The organism is Pseudomonas palmensis (genome assembly GCF_049942755.1).
GTDB lineage: Bacteria > Pseudomonadota > Gammaproteobacteria > Pseudomonadales > Pseudomonadaceae > Aquipseudomonas > Aquipseudomonas palmensis.
In genome coordinates this window covers 860,952-879,462 of sequence record NZ_CP187958.1, presented here as the reverse complement: position 1 = coordinate 879,462, position 18,511 = coordinate 860,952, and the positions used below count along the sequence as shown (strand labels likewise).

At 62.8% G+C, this 18,511-nt stretch carries 17 protein-coding genes; 15 read left to right on the top strand and 2 right to left on the bottom strand.

Annotated features, from left to right (window positions below):
• Both ACPRTJ_RS04140 and map read right to left on the bottom strand, forming a co-directional pair.
• Positions 1–2,703: a [protein-PII] uridylyltransferase gene (locus tag ACPRTJ_RS04140; protein ID WP_043863250.1), complete on the bottom strand. Its 2,703-nt coding sequence runs from the start codon at positions 2,701–2,703 to the stop codon at positions 1–3.
• Between the two features lie 20 nt (positions 2,704–2,723).
• Entirely contained in the window at positions 2,724–3,506 is a 783-nt protein-coding gene (gene map, locus ACPRTJ_RS04135) for a type I methionyl aminopeptidase (RefSeq protein ID WP_043863251.1), read from the bottom strand.
• A 345-nt stretch (positions 3,507–3,851) separates the two neighbouring features.
• Between map and rpsB the strand changes: the two genes are divergently transcribed.
• From rpsB to rnhB, 15 genes are all read left to right on the top strand, one after another.
• The gene (gene rpsB / locus ACPRTJ_RS04130) at positions 3,852–4,592 is read left to right on the top strand and encodes a 30S ribosomal protein S2 (protein ID WP_043863252.1); all 741 of its coding nucleotides are present in this window, start codon (positions 3,852–3,854) and stop codon (positions 4,590–4,592) included.
• A gap of 193 nt (positions 4,593–4,785) precedes the next feature.
• The gene (gene tsf / locus ACPRTJ_RS04125) at positions 4,786–5,649 is read left to right on the top strand and encodes a translation elongation factor Ts (RefSeq protein WP_043863253.1); all 864 of its coding nucleotides are present in this window, start codon (positions 4,786–4,788) and stop codon (positions 5,647–5,649) included.
• Positions 5,650–5,831: 182 nt separating this feature from the next.
• Complete coding sequence (pyrH, locus tag ACPRTJ_RS04120) at positions 5,832–6,575, top strand: UMP kinase (RefSeq protein WP_038614006.1); 744 nt, start codon at positions 5,832–5,834, stop codon at positions 6,573–6,575.
• Positions 6,572–7,129 (top strand): ribosome recycling factor, encoded by a 558-nt coding sequence (gene frr, locus ACPRTJ_RS04115; RefSeq protein WP_043863254.1) that lies wholly within the window; start codon positions 6,572–6,574, stop codon positions 7,127–7,129. The genes pyrH and frr overlap by 4 nt, the downstream gene beginning before the upstream one ends.
• Positions 7,130–7,147: 18 nt before the next feature.
• Positions 7,148–7,903: a polyprenyl diphosphate synthase gene (uppS, locus tag ACPRTJ_RS04110; protein WP_043863255.1), complete on the top strand. Its 756-nt coding sequence runs from the start codon at positions 7,148–7,150 to the stop codon at positions 7,901–7,903.
• Positions 7,903–8,718 (top strand): phosphatidate cytidylyltransferase, encoded by an 816-nt coding sequence (locus tag ACPRTJ_RS04105; RefSeq protein WP_054915002.1) that lies wholly within the window; start codon positions 7,903–7,905, stop codon positions 8,716–8,718. The genes uppS and ACPRTJ_RS04105 overlap by 1 nt, the downstream gene beginning before the upstream one ends.
• The gene (gene ispC, locus ACPRTJ_RS04100; protein ID WP_043863257.1) at positions 8,715–9,905 is read left to right on the top strand and encodes a 1-deoxy-D-xylulose-5-phosphate reductoisomerase; all 1,191 of its coding nucleotides are present in this window, start codon (positions 8,715–8,717) and stop codon (positions 9,903–9,905) included. Before ACPRTJ_RS04105 ends, ispC begins: the two co-directional genes overlap by 4 nt.
• A 57-nt stretch (positions 9,906–9,962) precedes the next feature.
• Entirely contained in the window at positions 9,963–11,315 is a 1,353-nt protein-coding gene (rseP, locus tag ACPRTJ_RS04095) for an RIP metalloprotease RseP (protein ID WP_054915001.1), read from the top strand.
• Between the two features lie 74 nt (positions 11,316–11,389).
• Positions 11,390–13,738, top strand: a complete 2,349-nt coding sequence (bamA, locus tag ACPRTJ_RS04090; RefSeq protein WP_043863259.1) for an outer membrane protein assembly factor BamA — start codon at positions 11,390–11,392, stop codon at positions 13,736–13,738.
• A 45-nt stretch (positions 13,739–13,783) separates the two neighbouring features.
• The gene (locus tag ACPRTJ_RS04085; RefSeq protein ID WP_043863260.1) at positions 13,784–14,287 is read left to right on the top strand and encodes an OmpH family outer membrane protein; all 504 of its coding nucleotides are present in this window, start codon (positions 13,784–13,786) and stop codon (positions 14,285–14,287) included.
• A gap of 2 nt (positions 14,288–14,289) precedes the next feature.
• Positions 14,290–15,345 (top strand): UDP-3-O-(3-hydroxymyristoyl)glucosamine N-acyltransferase, encoded by a 1,056-nt coding sequence (lpxD, locus tag ACPRTJ_RS04080; protein ID WP_058541488.1) that lies wholly within the window; start codon positions 14,290–14,292, stop codon positions 15,343–15,345.
• A 112-nt stretch (positions 15,346–15,457) separates the two neighbouring features.
• Complete coding sequence (fabZ, locus tag ACPRTJ_RS04075) at positions 15,458–15,898, top strand: 3-hydroxyacyl-ACP dehydratase FabZ (protein ID WP_038613986.1); 441 nt, start codon at positions 15,458–15,460, stop codon at positions 15,896–15,898.
• Positions 15,895–16,671: an acyl-ACP--UDP-N-acetylglucosamine O-acyltransferase gene (gene lpxA / locus ACPRTJ_RS04070; RefSeq protein ID WP_088514540.1), complete on the top strand. Its 777-nt coding sequence runs from the start codon at positions 15,895–15,897 to the stop codon at positions 16,669–16,671. The genes fabZ and lpxA overlap by 4 nt, the downstream gene beginning before the upstream one ends.
• Before the next feature lies 1 nt (position 16,672).
• Positions 16,673–17,800 (top strand): lipid-A-disaccharide synthase, encoded by a 1,128-nt coding sequence (gene lpxB / locus ACPRTJ_RS04065; protein ID WP_426428182.1) that lies wholly within the window; start codon positions 16,673–16,675, stop codon positions 17,798–17,800.
• Positions 17,801–18,430, top strand: a complete 630-nt coding sequence (gene rnhB / locus ACPRTJ_RS04060; protein WP_054914999.1) for a ribonuclease HII — start codon at positions 17,801–17,803, stop codon at positions 18,428–18,430.
• Positions 18,431–18,511: the final 81 nt, after the last annotated feature.

Sequence of the window (18,511 nt, the reverse complement as noted above, 5' to 3'; positions counted from 1 at the left end):
TCAAAGGGTGAGGCGGGTCATCTCGACGCCGGTGGCCTGGTCGACGCGCAACTGCTCGACGATCTCGGCCTGCAGGCGGCGGCACAGTTCAGGGTCGGACAGCGGCTGGTTGTCGGCGTCGGTAATGAAGAACACGTCTTCCACCCGCTCGCCCAGGGTGGCGATCTTGGCGTTCTGCAGCGACAGGTCGAACTCCAGGAAGATCTTGCCGATGCGTGCCAGCAGGCCCGGGCGGTCCGGGGCGCTGAGCTCGAGGATGGTCACCGGGCGCTGGGCATCGTTGAGGATGGTCACCTGGGGCGCGAAGGTGAAGTGCTTGAGCTGGCGCGGTACCCGACGCTGGATGATGGTGGGGTAGTCGTCGGGGTTGCGCAGGGCTTCGGTGAGGCCTTCACGGATTTCCTTGACGCGCTGCGGGTTGTCGCCGATCGAGCCGCCGTCGTTGTCGAGCACGATGTAGGTGTCGAGGGTGAACTGGCTGCTGGAGGTGATGATGCGTGCGTCGTGGATGTTCAGGTTGAGCTGGTCCATCGCGGCCACGGTCACGGCGAAGAAGTCGTGCTGGTCGGGGGCATAGATGAAGATCTGCGTACCGCCCTCGAACTCGCGCTGGGTGGTCTCCTTGATCAGCACCAGCGGGCCGCCGTCGGCCGGTTGCTGCAGGATCGCGTCGGAGTGCCAGGCCACGTCCGCGGCGGTGTGGCGCAGGAAGTAGTCATCGCCCAGTTGCGACCACAGTTGTTCGACGTCGTCCGGGTCGGTGCCTTCGCGTACCAGGATGTCCAGAGCTGCGCTCTGGGTCTGGCGGATCTGCTCTTCGCGTTCCAGCGGGTTTTCCAGGCCGCGGCGCAGGGCCCGCTTGGTTTCGGTGTAGAGCTGGCGCAACAGGCTGGCGCGCCAGGAGTTCCACAGGCTCGGGTTGGTGGCGTTGATGTCGGCCACGGTGAGCACATAGAGGTAGTCCAGGTGCACCAGGTCGCCGACCAGCTGGGCGAAGTCGTGGATCACCTGCGGGTCGGAGAGGTCCTTGCGCTGGGCAGTGGTCGACATCACCAGGTGGTTCTGTACCAGCCACACGATCAACCGGCTGTCCCAGGCGGGCAACTGGTGGCGGCTGCAGAATGCCTGGGCGTCCACCGCACCGATCTCGGAATGGTCGCCCTGACGCCCCTTGCCGATGTCGTGGTACAGGCCGGCGAGGTAGATCAGCTCGGGCTTGGGCAGGCGCCCCATGAGCTTGCTGGCCAGCGGGAATTTCTCGGACACGGGGGTGTACTGCAGTTTGCGCAGGTGCTTGATCAGGTTCAGGGTGTGCGCATCGACCGTATAGATGTGGAACAGGTCGTGCTGCATCTGCCCCACGATCAGGCCGAACTCGGGCAGGTAGCGCCCCAGGATGCCGTAGCGGTTCATGCGGCGCAGGTTGCGGTGGATGCCGATCTCGCACTTGAACAGTTCGATGAACAGGCTGGTGTTGCGGATATCGTTGCGGAACTCGTCGTCGATCAGGTGCCGGTGCTCGCGCAGCAGGCGGATGGTGTCGGCACGCACGCCCTTGATTTCGGGGTGCTGGGCCATCAGCACGAAGATCTCGAGCATGGCGAACGGGGTGCGCTTGAACACGTTGCTGCGCACCGCCTCGATGTAGCCGTCATGCAGCTGGAAGCGCGGGTTCAGCGGTTGGGTGCTGCTGGCGCTGTCATCGGCGAGGATGACTTCCTCGAAGTGCTGGATGATCAGGTCGCTGAGCTCGGCGATGCTCATCACCACCCGGTAGTACTGTTGCATGAACTGTTCGATGGCGCGCTTGGGGTTGTCATCGGTAAAGCCCAGCAACGCGGCGATGCTGCGCTGGTGGTCGAACAGCAGGCGGTCTTCGGCGCGCCCGGCGAGCATGTGCAGGGCGTAGCGCACCTTCCACAGAAACTCCTGTGACGAGGCCAGCAGGTTGTTCTCGCTCTCCAGCAGGAAGCCTTCGCCGGCCAGCGCATGCAGGTTGAGCGTGCCGTACTGGCGGCGCGCTACCCAGAGCACGGTCTGGATGTCGCGCAGGCCGCCGGGGGAGCCCTTGACGTTGGGTTCCAGGTTGTACTCGGTGTCGTTGTACTTGTGGTGGCGCGCCTTCTGCTCGGCGCGCTTGGCCAGGAAGAACTCCTTGCTCGGCCACATGTGCGCCGTGCTGGTGACCTCGAGCATGCGCTGGCGCAGGTGTTCGGGGCCGCAGATGGTGCGGCTTTCCATCAGGTTGGTGACCACCGTGAGGTCGGCGCGCGCCTGTTCGGCGCATTCGTCCACCGAGCGCACGCTCTGGCCGACTTCCAGGCCAATGTCCCAGAGCAGGGTGAGGAAGCGCTCGATCGAGTCGCGAAACACCTCGTGGTCGGCGTCATCGAGCAGGATCAGCAGGTCGATGTCGGAGTAGGGGTGCAGCTCGCCGCGCCCGTAGCCGCCGGTGGCGATCAGGGCGATGTCGGCGGCTTCGCTCCAGCTGAACTGGTTCCATGCCTGTTGCAGGATGTTGTCGACGAACCAGGCGCGGTCCTCGATCAGTCGGCGGATCTCGCGGCCGCTGCGAAAGCGCCCGTCGAGCACCTCGCCGGCCTGGCGGATGGCTTTCTTGAAGGCCGCTATGGGGCTGGCCTTGAGGGCCAGTTCCGCCTGGAACTGGCCGCGGTCGAACAGCTCGGGGTCCACCTGGGGCATCGATGACGTTCCTGTGAGGGTCAGGCCGAAGTGCGCGGGATCGTGTCGTCCTTGCGCAGGGTGAAGATCTCGTAGCCGGTGGCGGTGACCACCAGGGTGTGTTCCCACTGCGCCGAGAGCTTGCGGTCCTTGGTGATGGCGGTCCAGCCGTCGCCCAGCACCTTGGTGTCGGCCTTGCCCTGGTTGATCATCGGCTCGATGGTGAAGGTCATGCCTTCCTTGAGTTCCATGCCGGTACCGGCGCGGCCGTAGTGCAGGATCTGCGGCTCTTCATGGAACACCTTGCCGATGCCGTGGCCGCAGAACTCGCGCACCACCGAGAAGCCGTTCTTTTCGGCGTGCTTCTGGATCACTTCGCCGATGTCGCCCAGGCGGCAGCCCGGCTTGACCAGCTCGATGGCCTTGTACATGCACTCCTGGGTGACCTGGGACAGGCGCTCGGCCCATACCGGCACGGTGCCGACGTGGAACATGCGGCTGGTGTCGCCGTGGTAGCCGTCCTTGATCACGGTCACGTCGATGTTCAGCGTGTCGCCATCCTTGAGCGGCTTGTCGCCCGGGATGCCGTGGCACACCACGTGGTTGACCGAGGTGCAGATCGACTTGGGGAAGCCCTTGTAGTTCAGGGGCGCGGGGATGGCCTGCTGCACGTTGACGATGTAGTCGTGGCACAGGCGGTCGAGTTCCTCGGTGGTGACACCGGGCTTGACGTGTTCTTCGATCATCTCCAGGACTTCGGCGGCCAGGCGGCCGGCGACGCGCATCTTTTCGATGTCTTCGGCGGTTTTGATAGTGACGGTCATTGCAGGCTCTCTACGGCGCGCGCAGGCGCAAATGAAACGGGAAAGGCGTGATTCTAACAGAGCGAGGCGGCGGGCTGGGGCCTGGGCTGCGGGGCATTGCCTACTATTTATGTTGATTGCATCGGTCGCTGCGTGAGCAGGGCGGGTGCAACCCTCGGGTGTCGTCTGTTTTTTCGGTTTCGCTCGGCTCACTTGTGTGGTATAAAATGCGCCGCTTTCGGGGATAGCCCCGTCTGCTCAAACCCACACACGTGTCGACACGATGGCCTGGGTGCCCCTGACTTCGGTTTCGGGGTTGGTCATTGGGATACGTGGAGGCCCAACCCGACTTATCAAGGAACTATCATGTCCCAAGTCAACATGCGCGATATGCTGAAGGCCGGTGTGCACTTCGGTCACCAAACCCGTTACTGGAATCCGAAAATGGGCAAGTACATTTTCGGCGCGCGCAACAAGATCCACATCATCAACCTTGAAAAAACCCTGCCGATGTTCAACGAGGCACTGACCTTCGTAGAGCGCCTGGCCCAGGGCAAAAACAAGATTCTGTTCGTCGGCACCAAGCGTTCCGCTGGCAAGATCGTTGCTGAAGAAGCAGCACGTTGCGGTTCGCCGTACGTCGATCACCGCTGGTTGGGCGGCATGCTGACCAACTACAAGACCATCCGTGCTTCGATCAAGCGTCTGCGCGACCTGGAAACCCAGGCCGAAGATGGTACCTTCACCAAGCTGACCAAGAAAGAAGCGCTGATGCGCACCCGCGATCTGGAAAAACTGGACCGCAGCCTGGGTGGTATCAAGGACATGGGCGGCCTGCCTGATGCCCTGTTCGTGATCGACGTTGACCACGAGCGCATCGCTATCACCGAAGCCAACAAGCTGGGTATCCCGGTCATCGGCGTTGTCGATACCAACAGCAGCCCGGAAGGCGTTGACTACATCATCCCAGGCAACGATGACGCCATTCGCGCCATCCAGCTGTACATGGGTTCGATGGCTGACGCCGTTATCCGTGGTCGCAACAACGTTGCCGGCGGCACCGAAGTGTTCGCAGAAGAAGCAGCTGCACCGGCTGCCGAAGCCTGAGTAGCTGACGCTTAGCGTCGACTCGGCACGCAAAAAGGGGGCTTGGCCCCCTTTTTGCCACCTTGAAATCCTCTTGTCAGCGTCGCCGTTGCATCATTGCGAACTGCATGTGCTCTGGCAGTGGATTTCCAGAATTGAACGCCCGTCAGGTATCGGGTGGAATGGTTGAAAACCTATCCAAGAGGAATTTGAAATGGCAGCAATTACTGCAGCGCTGGTAAAAGAACTGCGCGAGCGTACCGGCGAAGGCATGATGGATTGCAAGAAAGCCCTGGAAAAGGCTGGCGGCGACATCGAAAAAGCCATTGACGACATGCGCGCTTCGGGTGCCATCAAGGCAGCCAAGAAAGCTGGCAACGTTGCCGCTGAAGGCGCCATCGCCATCAAGGCCGACGACAAGTCCGCTGTCCTGCTGGAAGTGAACTCGCAGACCGACTTCCTGGCCCTGCAAGACGACTTCAAGGCCTTCGTCGCCGAAAGCGTCGAGCAAGCCTTCGCTGAAAAACTGACCGACGCTGCGCCGCTGATCGCTGCGCGTGAAGCTGCTCGTGAAGCCCTGGTGGCCAAGGTTGGCGAAAACGTCAACATCCGTCGCCTGGTGCGCGTTGAAGGTGACGTTGTCGGTACCTACCTGCACGGCAACAAGATCGGTGTTGCAGTGGTCCTGAAGGGCGGCGACGTCCAACTGGCCAAAGAGATCGCCATGCACGTGGCGGCAAGCAACCCTGAGTTCCTGCTGCCGTCGGAAGTTTCGGCTGAAGCGATCGAGCGCGAAAAAGCCGTGTTCCTGCAGCTGAACGAAGAGAAGATCAAAGGCAAGCCTGAGAACATCGTCGAGAACATGGTCAAAGGCCGTATCTCGAAGTTCCTGGCCGAAGCCAGCCTGGTCGAGCAAGCCTTCGTCATGAATCCGGAAATCAAGGTCGGCGAGCTGGCCAAGAAAGCCGGTGCCGAAATCGTTTCCTTCACCTACTTCAAGGTAGGCGAAGGCATCGAGAAGCCAGTCGACAACTTCGCTGAAGAAGTTGCTGCACAGCTGGCTGCTGCCAAGCAGTAAGACAGAGTCACCTCTGTCGCCCCAAAGAGGCTGCCCGCTCACGCGCGCAGCCTCTTTGTCAAAGCGGGGGCGGTTTACAACGCCGCCCTTTCGCTGGCGCAGTCGCTGCGCCACGCTACAGTTAGCAGGCTGAAAACAGCCCGCCCAGATTTTTTTTCAAAACGCCGCAGGAGAGATTCGCAATGGCTCAGCAGGGCAGTGGTTATCAAGCTCGCTATAAACGCATTCTACTCAAGCTTAGCGGCGAGGCCCTGATGGGCTCGGAAGAGTTCGGCATCGACCCCAAGGTGCTGGATCGCATGGCGCTGGAAGTCGGCCAGCTGGTCGGTATCGGTGTGCAGGTCGGCCTGGTGATCGGTGGCGGCAACCTGTTCCGTGGCGCGGCGCTCAGCGCAGCGGGCATGGATCGCGTTACCGGCGACCACATGGGCATGCTGGCCACGGTAATGAATGCACTGGCCATGCGCGATGCGCTGGAGCGCGCCAACATCACCGCCATCGTCATGTCGGCGATCTCCATGGTAGGCGTGACCGATCACTACGATCGCCGCAAGGCCATGCGCCACCTGAACTCGAAAGAAGTGGTAATTTTCGCGGCCGGTACCGGCAACCCGTTCTTCACCACCGACTCCGCCGCCTGCCTGCGCGCCATCGAAATCGATGCCGACGTGGTATTGAAGGCAACCAAGGTCGATGGTGTATACACTGCAGACCCATTCAAAGACCCGCATGCCGAGAAGTTCGATCATCTTACCTACGATGAAGTGCTGGATCGCAAGCTGGGCGTGATGGACCTGACAGCTATCTGTCTGTGCCGAGACCACAAGATGCCGTTGCGCGTCTTCAACATGAACAAGCCTGGCGCCCTGCTGAACATCGTGCATGGTGGCGCTGAAGGGACCCTGATCGAGGAAGTTCAAAAATGATCAACGAAATCAAGAAAGACGCCCAAGCGCGTATGCAGAAATCCCTGGAGTCTCTGGCTTATGCGTTCGGCCAGATTCGTACCGGCAAGGCACACCCCAGCATCCTGGCAAGCGTGATGGTGCCTTACTACGGTACCGACACCCCGATCAGCGGCGTGGCCAACGTCACCGTGAAAGATTCGCGCACCCTGCAAGTCGTGGCGTTCGAGCGCAACATGCTCGCTGCCGTCGACAAGGCCATCCAGAGCGCCGGTTTGAATCTCAATCCGACCAACCTGGGTGAGCTGCTGCTGATCAGCATGCCAGCCCTGACCGAAGAAACCCGCAAGGGCTTCACCAAGCAGGCGCGCAGTGCGGCCGAAGACGCGCGCGTTGCTGTGCGCAACATTCGCCGCGATGCTCTGGGTGAACTGAAGAAGCTGGTCAAGGACAAGGAAATCAGTGAAGACGAAGAGCGTCGCGCCATTGCTGATATCGACAAGCTGACCAAAGATACCGAGGCCCAGATCACCAAGGCCACCGAAGAGAAAGAAAAGGACCTGATGGCCGTTTAAGGGCCGGGACTTTTTTCAATGGAAAAGACCAAGCAGGGTGTGCCTCCATCGGTGCCGCGCCATGTCGCGATCATCATGGATGGAAATAATCGCTGGGCGAAGAAGCGCCTGTTGCCCGGCGTTGCCGGGCACAAGGCAGGCGTGGATGCGGTGCGCGCGGTCATCGAGGTGTGCGCCGAGGCCAAGGTCGAGGTCCTGACCCTGTTCGCGTTCTCCAGCGAGAACTGGCAGCGCCCGGCCGACGAGGTCGGTGCGCTGATGGAGCTGTTCTTCTCGGCGCTGCGCCGCGAGGCCAGGCGGCTCAACGAGAACAACATCAGCCTGCGCATCATCGGTGATCGCTCGCGCTTTCACCCTGAGTTGCAGGCTGCCATGCGCGAGGCCGAGGCGCTGACCGCAGGCAGCAATCGCTTCATCCTGCAGATCGCCGCCAACTACGGTGGTCAGTGGGATATCGCCCAGGCCGCCCAGCGCCTGGCGCGTGAAGTGCAGGCCGGGCATCTGCGCCCGGAAGACATAACCCCCGAGTTGCTGCAGCCGTGCCTGGCGACAGGCGATCTGCCGTTGCCCGACCTGTGCATCCGCACCGGTGGCGAGCACCGCATCAGCAACTTCCTGCTGTGGCAGCTGGCGTACGCCGAGCTGTATTTCTCCGACCTGTTCTGGCCGGACTTCAAACACGAGGCCATGCGCACTGCATTGGCCGATTTCGCTTCGCGCCAGCGCCGCTTCGGTAAAACCAGCGAGCAGGTCGAGGCTGGAGCCCGTGCTTAATGCTTAAACAACGCATCATCACTGCGCTGATTCTGTTGCCGATTGCCCTGTGCGGGTTTTTCCTGCTCGACGGGGCGAACTTTGCCTTGTTCATCGGCCTGGTGGTCACCCTCGGGGCCTGGGAATGGGCCCGCCTGGCCGGGCTGATCGCCCAGGGCCTGCGGGTTGCCTATGCCGTGGTGGTCGCCGGCCTGCTGATGCTGCTGCACCTGATGCCGGAGCTGGCACCCTGGGTGCTGGGCGTTTCGGTGCTGTGGTGGGCGCTGGCCACCTGGCTGGTGCTGACCTACCCGCGTACCAGCGAGCTGTGGGCCAGTGTGGCCTGCCGCCTGCTGATCGGCCTGCTGGTGCTGTTGCCGGCCTGGCAAGGCCTGGTGCTGATCAAGCACTGGCCCCTGGGCAACTGGCTGATCATGGCGGTGATGGTCCTGGTATGGGGCGCCGATATCGGCGCCTACTTCTCGGGCCGGGCCTTTGGCAAGCGCAAGCTGGCGCCGCAGGTCAGCCCCGGCAAGAGCTGGGAAGGTGTCTACGGTGGCCTGGCGCTGAGCCTGGTGATCACGGCGGTGGTGGGCGTGACCCGCGAGTGGAGCGCCGGCGAGCTGATCCTCGGTCTGTTCGGTGCCGCCGTCGTGGTACTGGTGTCGGTGGTCGGCGACCTGACCGAAAGCATGTTCAAGCGCCGTTCCGGAATCAAGGACAGCAGCAACCTGCTGCCGGGGCATGGTGGGGTACTGGATCGCATCGACAGCCTCACGGCTGCCATCCCGCTGTTTGCCGTGCTGCTGTGGGCCGCCAACTGGGGCGCGCTGTGAGCCGCCCGCAACGGATCACGGTGCTGGGCGCTACAGGCTCCATTGGCCTGAGCACACTGGACGTGATTGCCCGTCACCCCGAGCGCTACCAGGCCTATGCCCTGAGCGGCTATTCGCGCCTGGGCGAGCTGCTGGCCCTGTGCCTGCGCCATGCTCCAGTGTTTGCCGTGGTGCCGGGCGATGAGGCCGCGCAGCAGTTGCAGGCCGACCTGCGTGCTGCGGGGTCGAGTACCGAGGTGCTGGTGGGCGAGCAGGGCCTGTGCCAGGTGGCGGCCGACCCGCAGGTGGATGCGGTGATGGCGGCCATCGTCGGTGCGGCGGGGTTGCGTCCGACCCTGGCCGCAGTGGAGGCGGGCAAGAAGGTGCTGCTGGCCAACAAGGAGGCGCTGGTGATGTCCGGCGCCCTGTTCATGCAGGCCGTGCAGCGCAGTGGTGCGGTACTGCTGCCGATCGACAGCGAGCACAACGCGATCTTCCAGTGCCTGCCCGGTGACTATGCCCGCGGCCTGGCCCAGGTGGGTGTGCGGCGCATCCTGCTGACCGCCTCCGGTGGTCCGTTTCGTGAAACGCCGCAGGCCGAGCTGGAGCACGTCACCCCGGAGCAGGCCTGTGCGCACCCGAACTGGTCCATGGGGCGCAAGATCTCCGTCGACTCGGCCAGCATGATGAACAAGGGCCTGGAGCTGATCGAGGCGTGCTGGCTGTTCGATGCCAGGCCTGCCCAGGTCGAGGTGGTGGTCCACCCGCAAAGCGTGATTCACTCGCTGGTCGACTACGTCGATGGTTCGGTGCTGGCGCAGTTGGGCAACCCCGACATGCGCACGCCGATCGCCAACGCCCTGGCCTGGCCGCAGCGCATCGACTCGGGTGTGGCGCCGCTGGACCTGTTCGCCGTTGCCCGCCTGGATTTCCAGGCGCCGGATGAGCAGCGCTTTCCGTGTCTGCGCCTGGCGCGTGAAGCGGCGGACGCCGGCAACAGTGCCCCTGCGATGCTCAATGCGGCCAATGAAGTGGCCGTCGAGGCATTTCTTCAGCGGCGCATCCGCTTCCCGCAGATCCCGAGTATCATCGAGCACGTGCTCAACCAGGAAGCGGTCGTTGCCGTGCCGACGCTGGAGGCGGTGTTTGCAGCCGACCAGCGTGCACGCAGCCTGGCCGGGCACTGGTTGGATCGTCACGGGGTCTGAGGTGCGACGTCGCCACGGGTTGCGCCCGCTCCCGCTGAACGCTATTCGGAGAAAGACATGAGTGCGCTCTACATGATTATCGGCACCCTGGTCGCATTGGGCGTGCTGGTCACCTTTCACGAGTTCGGTCACTTCTGGGTGGCGCGGCGCTGCGGCGTCAAGGTTTTGCGGTTTTCCGTAGGGTTCGGCATGCCGCTGGTACGTTGGCATGACCGCCATGGCACCGAGTTCGTGGTGGCCGCCATTCCCCTGGGCGGCTACGTGAAGATGCTCGACGAGCGCGAAGGCGAAGTGCCTGCCGACCAGCTGGAGCAGTCGTTCAACCGCAAGAGCGTGCGCCAGCGCATCGCTATCGTCGCCGCCGGCCCCATTGCCAACTTTCTGCTGGCCATCGTGTTCTTCTGGGCACTGGCCATGCTTGGCAGCCAGCAGGCGCGGCCGGTCATCGGCGCGGTCGAGGCTGGCAGCCTGGCGGCCGCCGCAGGCCTTAGCGCCGGCCAGGAGATCGTCGCGGTCGACGGCAAGCCGACCAACGGCTGGGCAGCGGTCAACCTGCAGCTGGTGCGCCGGCTGGGTGAAAGCGGTGCGCTGCAGGTCAGCGTGCGTGAAGAGGGTGCCAGCACCGACAGCAGCCATGTGCTCAAGCTCGATGCCTGGCTCAAGGGTGCCGACGAGCCCGACCCGATCCGCTCCCTGGGCATCCGCCCATGGCGCCCGGCGCTGGTGCCGGTGCTGGCCGAACTTGATCCCAAGGGGCCGGCCCAGGCCGCCGGTCTGAAAACCGGCGACCGCCTGCTGGCCCTCGACGGCAAGGCGCTTGACGATTGGCAGCAGGTGGTGGACACCGTGCGCGGCCGTGCCGGCAGCCGCATCGTGCTGAGCGTGGCGCGTGACGGGGCGACGCTGGAGTTGCCGGTAACCCTCGCCAGCCGTGGCGAAGGCCAGAATGCCAGTGGTTACCTGGGGGCAGGCGTGGCGCCGGTGGAGTGGCCTGCGGCCATGTTGCGCGAGGTCAGTTATGGCCCGCTGCAGGGCCTGGGCGAGGGTGTTTCGCGCACCTGGAACATGAGCGTGCTGACCCTCGATTCGCTGAAGAAAATGCTGTTCGGCGAGCTCTCGGTAAAAAACTTGAGCGGACCGATAACCATTGCTAAAGTGGCGGGCGCTTCGGCCCAGTCCGGCGTTGGGGATTTCCTGAATTTCCTCGCCTACCTGAGCATTAGCCTGGGGGTTCTTAATTTGCTGCCCATTCCTGTACTGGATGGGGGGCATTTGCTGTTTTACCTGATCGAATGGGCGCGTGGTCGTCCGCTTTCGGATCGGGTGCAAGGTTGGGGGGTCCAGATCGGTATCAGTTTGGTAGTCGGGGTGATGTTGCTTGCCCTGATCAACGATTTGGGTCGACTGTAACGCTTCGCTCAATTGCGAACCTGCCGCGTCCCGCGGTGGGTCGTTTATTGCCAGTTGGAATAAGAAAGGACTTCATGAAACGTCTGCTGCTAACTGCGGTTCTCGCCGTACTGATGATCGCTGAAGTTCACGCCGAGTCCTTCACCATCTCCGATATTCGTGTCAATGGTCTGCAGCGGGTTTCCGCGGGCAGCGTGTTCGGCGCCTTGCCATTGAACGTTGGGGACGAGGCCGATGATCGGCGCCTGGTGGATTCCACCCGTGCGCTGTTCAAGACCGGCTTCTTCCAGGACATCCAACTGGGTCGCGACGGCAACGTCCTGATCATCACCGTGGTCGAGCGTCCTTCCGTCTCGAGCATCGAGATCGAAGGCAACAAGGCCATCAGCACCGAAGACCTGATGAAGGGTCTGAAGCAGTCGGGCCTGGCCGAAGGTGAAATTTTCCAGCGTGCCACCCTCGAAGGTGTGCGCAACGAGCTGCAGCGCCAGTACGTGGCCCAGGGCCGCTACTCGGCCGAGGTCGACGCCGAGGTGGTGCCGCAACCGCGCAACCGCGTAGGTCTGAAAATCAAGATCAACGAAGGCACCGTCGCTGCCATCCAGCACATCAACGTGGTGGGCAACACCAAGTTCAGCGACGACGAGCTGGCCAGCCTGTTCGAGCTCAAGACCACCAACTGGCTGTCGTTCTTCAAGAACGACGACAAGTATGCCCGCGAAAAACTGTCCGGTGACCTTGAGCGCCTGCGCTCCTACTACCTGGACCGCGGCTACATCAACATGGACATCGCCTCCACCCAGGTGTCGATCACCCCGGACAAGAAGCACGTCTACATCACCGTGAACGTCAACGAGGGCGAGAAGTACACCGTTCGTGACGTCAAGCTGTCCGGCGACCTGAAGGTGCCGGAAGACCAGGTCAAGGCACTGATGCTGGTGCAGCCTGGCCAGGTGTTCTCGCGCAAGGTGATGACCACCACCTCCGAGCTGATCACCCGCCGCCTGGGCAACGAAGGCTATACCTTCGCCAACGTCAACGGCGTGCCGCAGCCTCACGATGACGACCACACCGTCGACATCACCTTCGTCGTCGACCCGGGAAAGCGTGCCTACGTCAACCGCATCAACTTCCGTGGCAACACCAAGTCCGAGGACGAAGTGCTGCGCCGCGAGATGCGCCAGATGGAAGGTGGCTGGGCATCGACCTACCTGATCGACCAGTCCAAGACCCGCCTCGAGCGCCTGGGCTTCTTCAAGGAAGCCAACGTCGAGACCCCGGCCGTACCGGGCACCGACGACCAGGTCGACGTGAACTACAGCGTCGAAGAGCAGGCATCGGGTTCGATCACCGCCAGCGTCGGTTTCGCGCAGAGCGCCGGCCTGATCCTGGGTGGTTCGATCAGCCAGAACAACTTCCTGGGTACCGGTAACAAGGTCTCCATCGGCCTGACCCGTTCCGAATACCAGAGCCGCTACAACTTCGGCTTCGTGGACCCCTACTGGACTGCCGATGGCGTGAGCCTTGGCTACAACGCCTTCTACCGCACCACCGACTACGACGACCTCGACGTCGACGTGGCCAGCTATGCGGTGGACAGCCTGGGTGCGGGCGTCAGCGTCGGCTACCCGATCAGCGAGACTTCGCGCCTGACCTTCGGCCTCACCGCCCAGCAGGACAAGATCAAGACCGGTCGCTACACCGTTGACGAGATCTTCGACTTCGTCAAAAAGGAAGGCGACAACTACCTGAACTTCAAGGCATCGGCCGGCTGGTCGGAGTCCACCCTGAACAAGGGCGTGCTGGCTACCCGTGGTCACTCCCAGAGCCTGGTGCTCGAGGCGACCACCCCGGGCAGCGACCTGTCGTTCTTCAAGCTTGACTACCGTGGCCAGCTGTTCAAGCCGATCAACAACGACTACACCCTGCGTCTGCACACCGAACTGGGCTACGGCGACGGCTTCGGCGGCACCTCGGGCCTGCCGTTCTACGAGAACTACTACGCCGGTGGCTTCAACTCCGTGCGTGGCTTCAAGGACAGCAGCCTGGGCCCGCGCAGTACCCCGAGTAAAGGCAACAACCCTGGCACTGCGCGCGACCCGGACCAGGACCCACTGCCGTTCGGCGGCAACGTGCTGGTGCAGGGCGGCGTGGAACTGCTGTTCCCACTGCCGTTCGTCAAGGACCAGCGTTCGCTGCGCACCTCGGTTTTCTGGGACGTGGGTAACGTGTTCGACACCAACTGCGGCTCCAAGCCGGATTGCGAGAAGGTCGGCCTCAGCGGCCTGGCCAGTTCGGTCGGCCTGGGCGTGACCTGGATTACTGCACTGGGCCCGTTGAGCTTCAGCCTGGCGATGCCGGTCAAGAAGCCGGACGATGCCGATACCCAGGTGTTCCAATTCTCTCTGGGCCAGACCTTCTAAGGGTCTGCCCCGCGTAAACGACAACGGATTCTGTAGGAGTGCATCGTGCGTAAGTTGACTCAACTGGCTGTACTGGCTGCGACCCTGATCGCGACCCCGGCATTTGCCGAGATGAAAATTGCCGTCCTGAACTATCAGATGGCGCTGCTGGAATCGGACGCGGCCAAGAAGTACGCGGTCGATGCGGAGAAGAAATTCGGCCCGCAACTGACCAAGCTGAAAAACCTGGAAAGCAGCGCCAAGGGCATCCAGGACCGTCTGGTCAAGGGTGGCGACAAGATGGCCCAGGGCGAGCGCGAGCGTCTGGAGCTTGAATTCAAGCAAAAGGCCCGTGACTTCCAGTTCCAGTCCAAGGAGCTGAACGAAGCCAAGGCCGTTGCCGACCGCGAGATGCTCAAACAGCTCAAGCCCAAGCTCGACGGCGCAGTGGAGGAAGTGATCAAGAAGGGTGCTTTCGACCTGGTACTCGAGCGTGGCGCGGTCATTGATGTCAAGCCTCAGTACGACATCACCCGCCAGGTCATCGAGCGCATGAACCAGTCCCGTTGAACATGACTGCGACCATGAAACTCGGCCAGCTGGCCGAGTTCCTCGGGGCCACCCTCAGTGGCCCGGCGGAGCTCGACATCACTGGCCTTGCGACCCTGCACGAGGCTGGCCCGGGACAATTGAGCTTCCTGGCCAACCCGCAGTACCGCAAATTCCTGCCTGAGAGCAAGGCCGCTGCGGTCCTGCTCAAGGCTGCCGATGCCGAGGGCTTTGCCGGTCACGCGCTGATCGTTGCAGATCCCTACCTGGCCTACGCACGTGTTTCCCACCTGTTCGATCCAAAGCCCAGGGCTGTGGCGGGAGTTCATCCCAGCGCCGTGGTGGCTGCAGACGCACAGGTCGATGCCAGCGCCAGCATCGGTGCCTGTGCAGTGATCGAAAGCGGGGCGCAGATCGGCCCTGGCGTGACCATCGGTGCCCACTGCTTCATCGGTGCGCGCAGCGTGATCGGCGAAGGCGGCTGGCTGGCCCCGCGTGTCACGCTGTACCACGATGTGCATATCGGCAAGCGTGTGGTGATCCAGTCCGGCGCCGTGCTGGGGGGTGAAGGTTTCGGTTTCGCCAATGAAAAGGGCGTATGGCAGAAGATTGCCCAGATCGGCGGCGTGAGCATCGGCGACGATGTCGAGATCGGCGTGAACACCGCCATCGACCGCGGTGCACTGGCCGATACCCGTATCGGCAATGGCGTGAAACTCGACAACCAGATCCAGATCGCCCATAACGTACAGGTCGGCGACCACACGGCAATGGCCGCGTGTGTCGGTATTTCCGGCAGCACCAAGATCGGCAAGCATTGCACCATCGCCGGCGGTGTCGGCATGGTCGGGCATATTGATGTGTGTGATGGGGTGTTCGTCTCCGGGATGACCATGGTCACCCGTTCCATCACCGAGCCAGGTGCCTATTCGTCCGGTACGGCCATGCAGCCGCTGGGTGAGTGGCGCAAGAGTGCCGCGCGCATTCGCCAGCTGGATGAGATGGCCAAACGTCTTCAACAAGTGGAAAAGCGACTCGAGGCCGTGACCTCGGGCGACAAAGCTTCATCAGAAGGCTGATACCATTTCCTGATCAAGAGCGCCCAGCCGCTAGACTGCGCTCCTTGATTTGCTAAAGGAGCGCCGCTCGAACGTGCGCGCTCCCTATCTTTACTACAGGCTTCCCCCCGAAATGATGGACATCAACGAGATTCGCGAATATTTGCCTCACCGTTACCCGTTCCTGCTGGTGGACCGGGTGGTGGACTTGGACGTAGAGGCCCAGCGCATTCGTGCCTACAAGAATGTCAGCATCAACGAGCCTTTCTTCAACGGTCACTTCCCGGCGCACCCGATCATGCCCGGCGTGCTGATCATCGAAGCGATGGCCCAGGCAGCCGGCATCCTCGGGTTCAAGATGCTGGACGTCAAACCCGCGGACGGTACCCTGTACTACTTCGTCGGTTCCGACAAGTTGCGCTTTCGCCAGCCGGTACTGCCGGGTGATCAACTGATCCTCGAAGCCAAGTTCATCAGTTGCAAGCGCCAGATCTGGAAGTTCGAGTGCCAGGCGTCGGTGGACGGCAAGCCGGTATGCTCGGCCGAGATCATCTGCGCGGAACGCAAACTATGAGTTTGATTGACCCTCGGGCAATCATCGATCCATCGGCAAAGATTGCCGACGGCGTCGAGGTCGGCCCATGGTCGATCGTCGGTGCCGGGGTCGAGATCGGGGAAGGGACCGTGATTGGTCCGCATGTGATTCTCAAAGGGCCGACCCGCATCGGCAAGCACAACCGCATCTACCAGTTCTCCTCTGTCGGCGAAGACACCCCTGACCTCAAGTACAAGGGTGAACCGACGCGCCTGGTGATCGGCGACCACAACGTGATCCGCGAAGGCGTGACCATTCACCGTGGCACCGTGCAGGACCGTAGCGAAACCACCCTGGGTGATCACAACCTGGTCATGGCCTATGCCCATATCGGGCACGACAGCGTGATCGGCAACCACTGCATCCTAGTCAACAACACCGCGCTGGCCGGGCATGTGCATGTGGGCGACTGGGCGATACTGTCCGGGTTTACCCTGGTGCACCAGTTCTGCCATATCGGCGCCCACAGCTTTTCCGGCATGGGTACCGCCATCGGCAAGGATGTGCCGGCCTTCGTCACCGTGTTCGGCAACCCGGCCGAGGCGCGCAGCATGAACTTCGAAGGCATGCGCCGTCGCGGTTTCAGCGATGAAGCTATCCATGCCCTGCGCCGCGCCTACAAGGTGGTGTATCGCCAGAACCTGACGGTCGACCAGGCCATCGCCGAACTGGCCGAGCCCGCCCAGCAGTTCCCCGAGGTCGACCTGTTCGTCAAGTCGATCCAGAACTCCGCCCGCGGCATCACCCGCTGACATGGCGCCACTCTGTGTAGCGCTGGTGGCAGGCGAAGCCAGCGGCGATATTCTTGGCGCCGGCCTGATGCGTGCACTCAAGGCCCGCCATCCGCAGGTACGCTTTATCGGCGTCGGCGGCCCATTGATGGAAGCCGAGGGGCTGAGCTCCTACTTTCCCATGGAGCGCCTGGCCGTCATGGGCCTGGTCGAAGTGCTGGGTCGCCTGCGCGAGCTGCTCAAGCGCCGCAAGCTGCTGATCCAGACGCTGATCGAGCAGAAGCCGGACGTGTTCATCGGTATCGATGCGCCCGACTTCACCCTCAACATCGAACTGAAACTGCGCCAGGCCGGCATCAAGACCGTGCACTACGTCAGCCCTTCGGTATGGGCCTGGCGGCAGAAGCGCGTGCTGAAGATCCGCGAAGGCTGCGACCTGATGCTCACGCTGTTTCCGTTCGAGGCGCGGTTCTATGAAGAGCAGGGCGTGCCGGTGCGTTTCGTCGGCCACCCGCTGGCCGATACCATCCCGCTGCAGGCCGACCGCCCTGCAGCGCGTGAAGCACTGGGCCTGCCCGACGGCCCCTTGGTGGCGCTGATGCCTGGCAGCCGTGGCGGCGAAGTAGGGCGCCTGGGTGCACTGTTTCTGGATACCGCACAGCGGCTTCGCGAGCTGGTGCCGGGGGTGCGCTTCGTCTCGCCCTGCGCCAACCCGGTGCGCCGTGCCCAGCTCGAACAGATGCTCGAAGGCCGCGACCTGCCACTGACCCTGCTCGACGGCCAGTCGCACCAGGCCCTGGCGGCCTGCGATGCGGTATTGATCGCCTCGGGCACCGCTACCCTGGAGGCGCTATTGTTCAAGCGACCCATGGTGGTGGCGTACCGCGTGGCCCCGGTGACCTACTGGATTCTCAAGCGCCTGGTCAAAAGCCCTTATGTATCGCTGCCCAACCTGCTGGCCCAGCGCCTGCTGGTGCCCGAACTGCTGCAGGAGGCCGCCACCAGCGAGGCCCTGGCGCAGACCCTGGCACCACTGGTGAGCGGTGGCGAGCAGCAGACCGAGAGCTTCGATCAGATTCACCGTACCCTGCGCCGCGATGCCTCCAACCAGGCAGCCGACGCGGTACTGGCCTTGCTGGAACATCGATAAATGCAAATCGGACTGGATTTCAACCTGGTCGAAGACCTGGTCGCCGGGGTTGACGAAGTCGGCCGCGGCCCGCTGTGTGGCGCGGTGGTGACCGCTGCCGTGATCCTCGACCCGAGCCGGCCGATCCTGGGCCTGAACGATTCGAAAAAACTCACCGAGGCGCGCCGCGAAAAGCTCTTCGACGAGATCTGCGAGAAGGCCCTGAGCTTTCACATCGCCCGCGCCGAGGTCGACGAGATCGACCAGCTGAACATTCTGCATGCCACCATGCTGGCCATGCAGCGCGCGGTCGAAGGCCTGCACATCACGCCCAAGCTGGCACTGATCGACGGCAACCGTTGCCCCAAGCTCAACGTGCCATCGGCGCCGGTGGTCAAGGGTGACAGCCAGGTGCCGGCCATCGCTGCGGCCTCTATCCTGGCCAAGGTGACCCGTGACCGGGAAATGGCTGCCTTCGAGCTGATCTACCCTGGCTACGGCATCGGCGGGCACAAGGGCTACCCGACCCCGCTGCACCTTGAAGCCCTGGCCCGGCTTGGCCCCACGCCGATTCACCGGCGCTCGTTCGCCCCGGTACGGGCTGCATTCGAGGCCCGTGGCCTGCAGGCCAACGGCCTGTTGCCGGTGTAGAGGCAACCCCCGTTCAGCCTGACCACTCCCGCGCAGGCTGTAGTTTTGATCGAGGCCCGGTACAATCCGGGCCTTGTTGTT

Coding starts and splice junctions, on each gene's coding strand:
- ACPRTJ_RS04140 (WP_043863250.1), bottom strand. CDS start 2,703: ATGCCCCAGGTGGACCCCGAGCTGTTCGACCGCGGCCAGTTCCAGGCG.
- lpxA (WP_088514540.1), top strand. CDS start 15,895: ATGAGTTTGATTGACCCTCGGGCAATCATCGATCCATCGGCAAAGATT.
- rnhB (WP_054914999.1), top strand. CDS start 17,801: ATGCAAATCGGACTGGATTTCAACCTGGTCGAAGACCTGGTCGCCGGG.
- fabZ (WP_038613986.1), top strand. CDS start 15,458: ATGATGGACATCAACGAGATTCGCGAATATTTGCCTCACCGTTACCCG.
- bamA (WP_043863259.1), top strand. CDS start 11,390: ATGAAACGTCTGCTGCTAACTGCGGTTCTCGCCGTACTGATGATCGCT.
- ACPRTJ_RS04105 (WP_054915002.1), top strand. CDS start 7,903: ATGCTTAAACAACGCATCATCACTGCGCTGATTCTGTTGCCGATTGCC.
- pyrH (WP_038614006.1), top strand. CDS start 5,832: ATGGCTCAGCAGGGCAGTGGTTATCAAGCTCGCTATAAACGCATTCTA.
- lpxB (WP_426428182.1), top strand. CDS start 16,673: ATGGCGCCACTCTGTGTAGCGCTGGTGGCAGGCGAAGCCAGCGGCGAT.
- lpxD (WP_058541488.1), top strand. CDS start 14,290: ATGACTGCGACCATGAAACTCGGCCAGCTGGCCGAGTTCCTCGGGGCC.
- map (WP_043863251.1), bottom strand. CDS start 3,506: ATGACCGTCACTATCAAAACCGCCGAAGACATCGAAAAGATGCGCGTC.
- frr (WP_043863254.1), top strand. CDS start 6,572: ATGATCAACGAAATCAAGAAAGACGCCCAAGCGCGTATGCAGAAATCC.
- rpsB (WP_043863252.1), top strand. CDS start 3,852: ATGTCCCAAGTCAACATGCGCGATATGCTGAAGGCCGGTGTGCACTTC.
- tsf (WP_043863253.1), top strand. CDS start 4,786: ATGGCAGCAATTACTGCAGCGCTGGTAAAAGAACTGCGCGAGCGTACC.
- uppS (WP_043863255.1), top strand. CDS start 7,148: ATGGAAAAGACCAAGCAGGGTGTGCCTCCATCGGTGCCGCGCCATGTC.
- rseP (WP_054915001.1), top strand. CDS start 9,963: ATGAGTGCGCTCTACATGATTATCGGCACCCTGGTCGCATTGGGCGTG.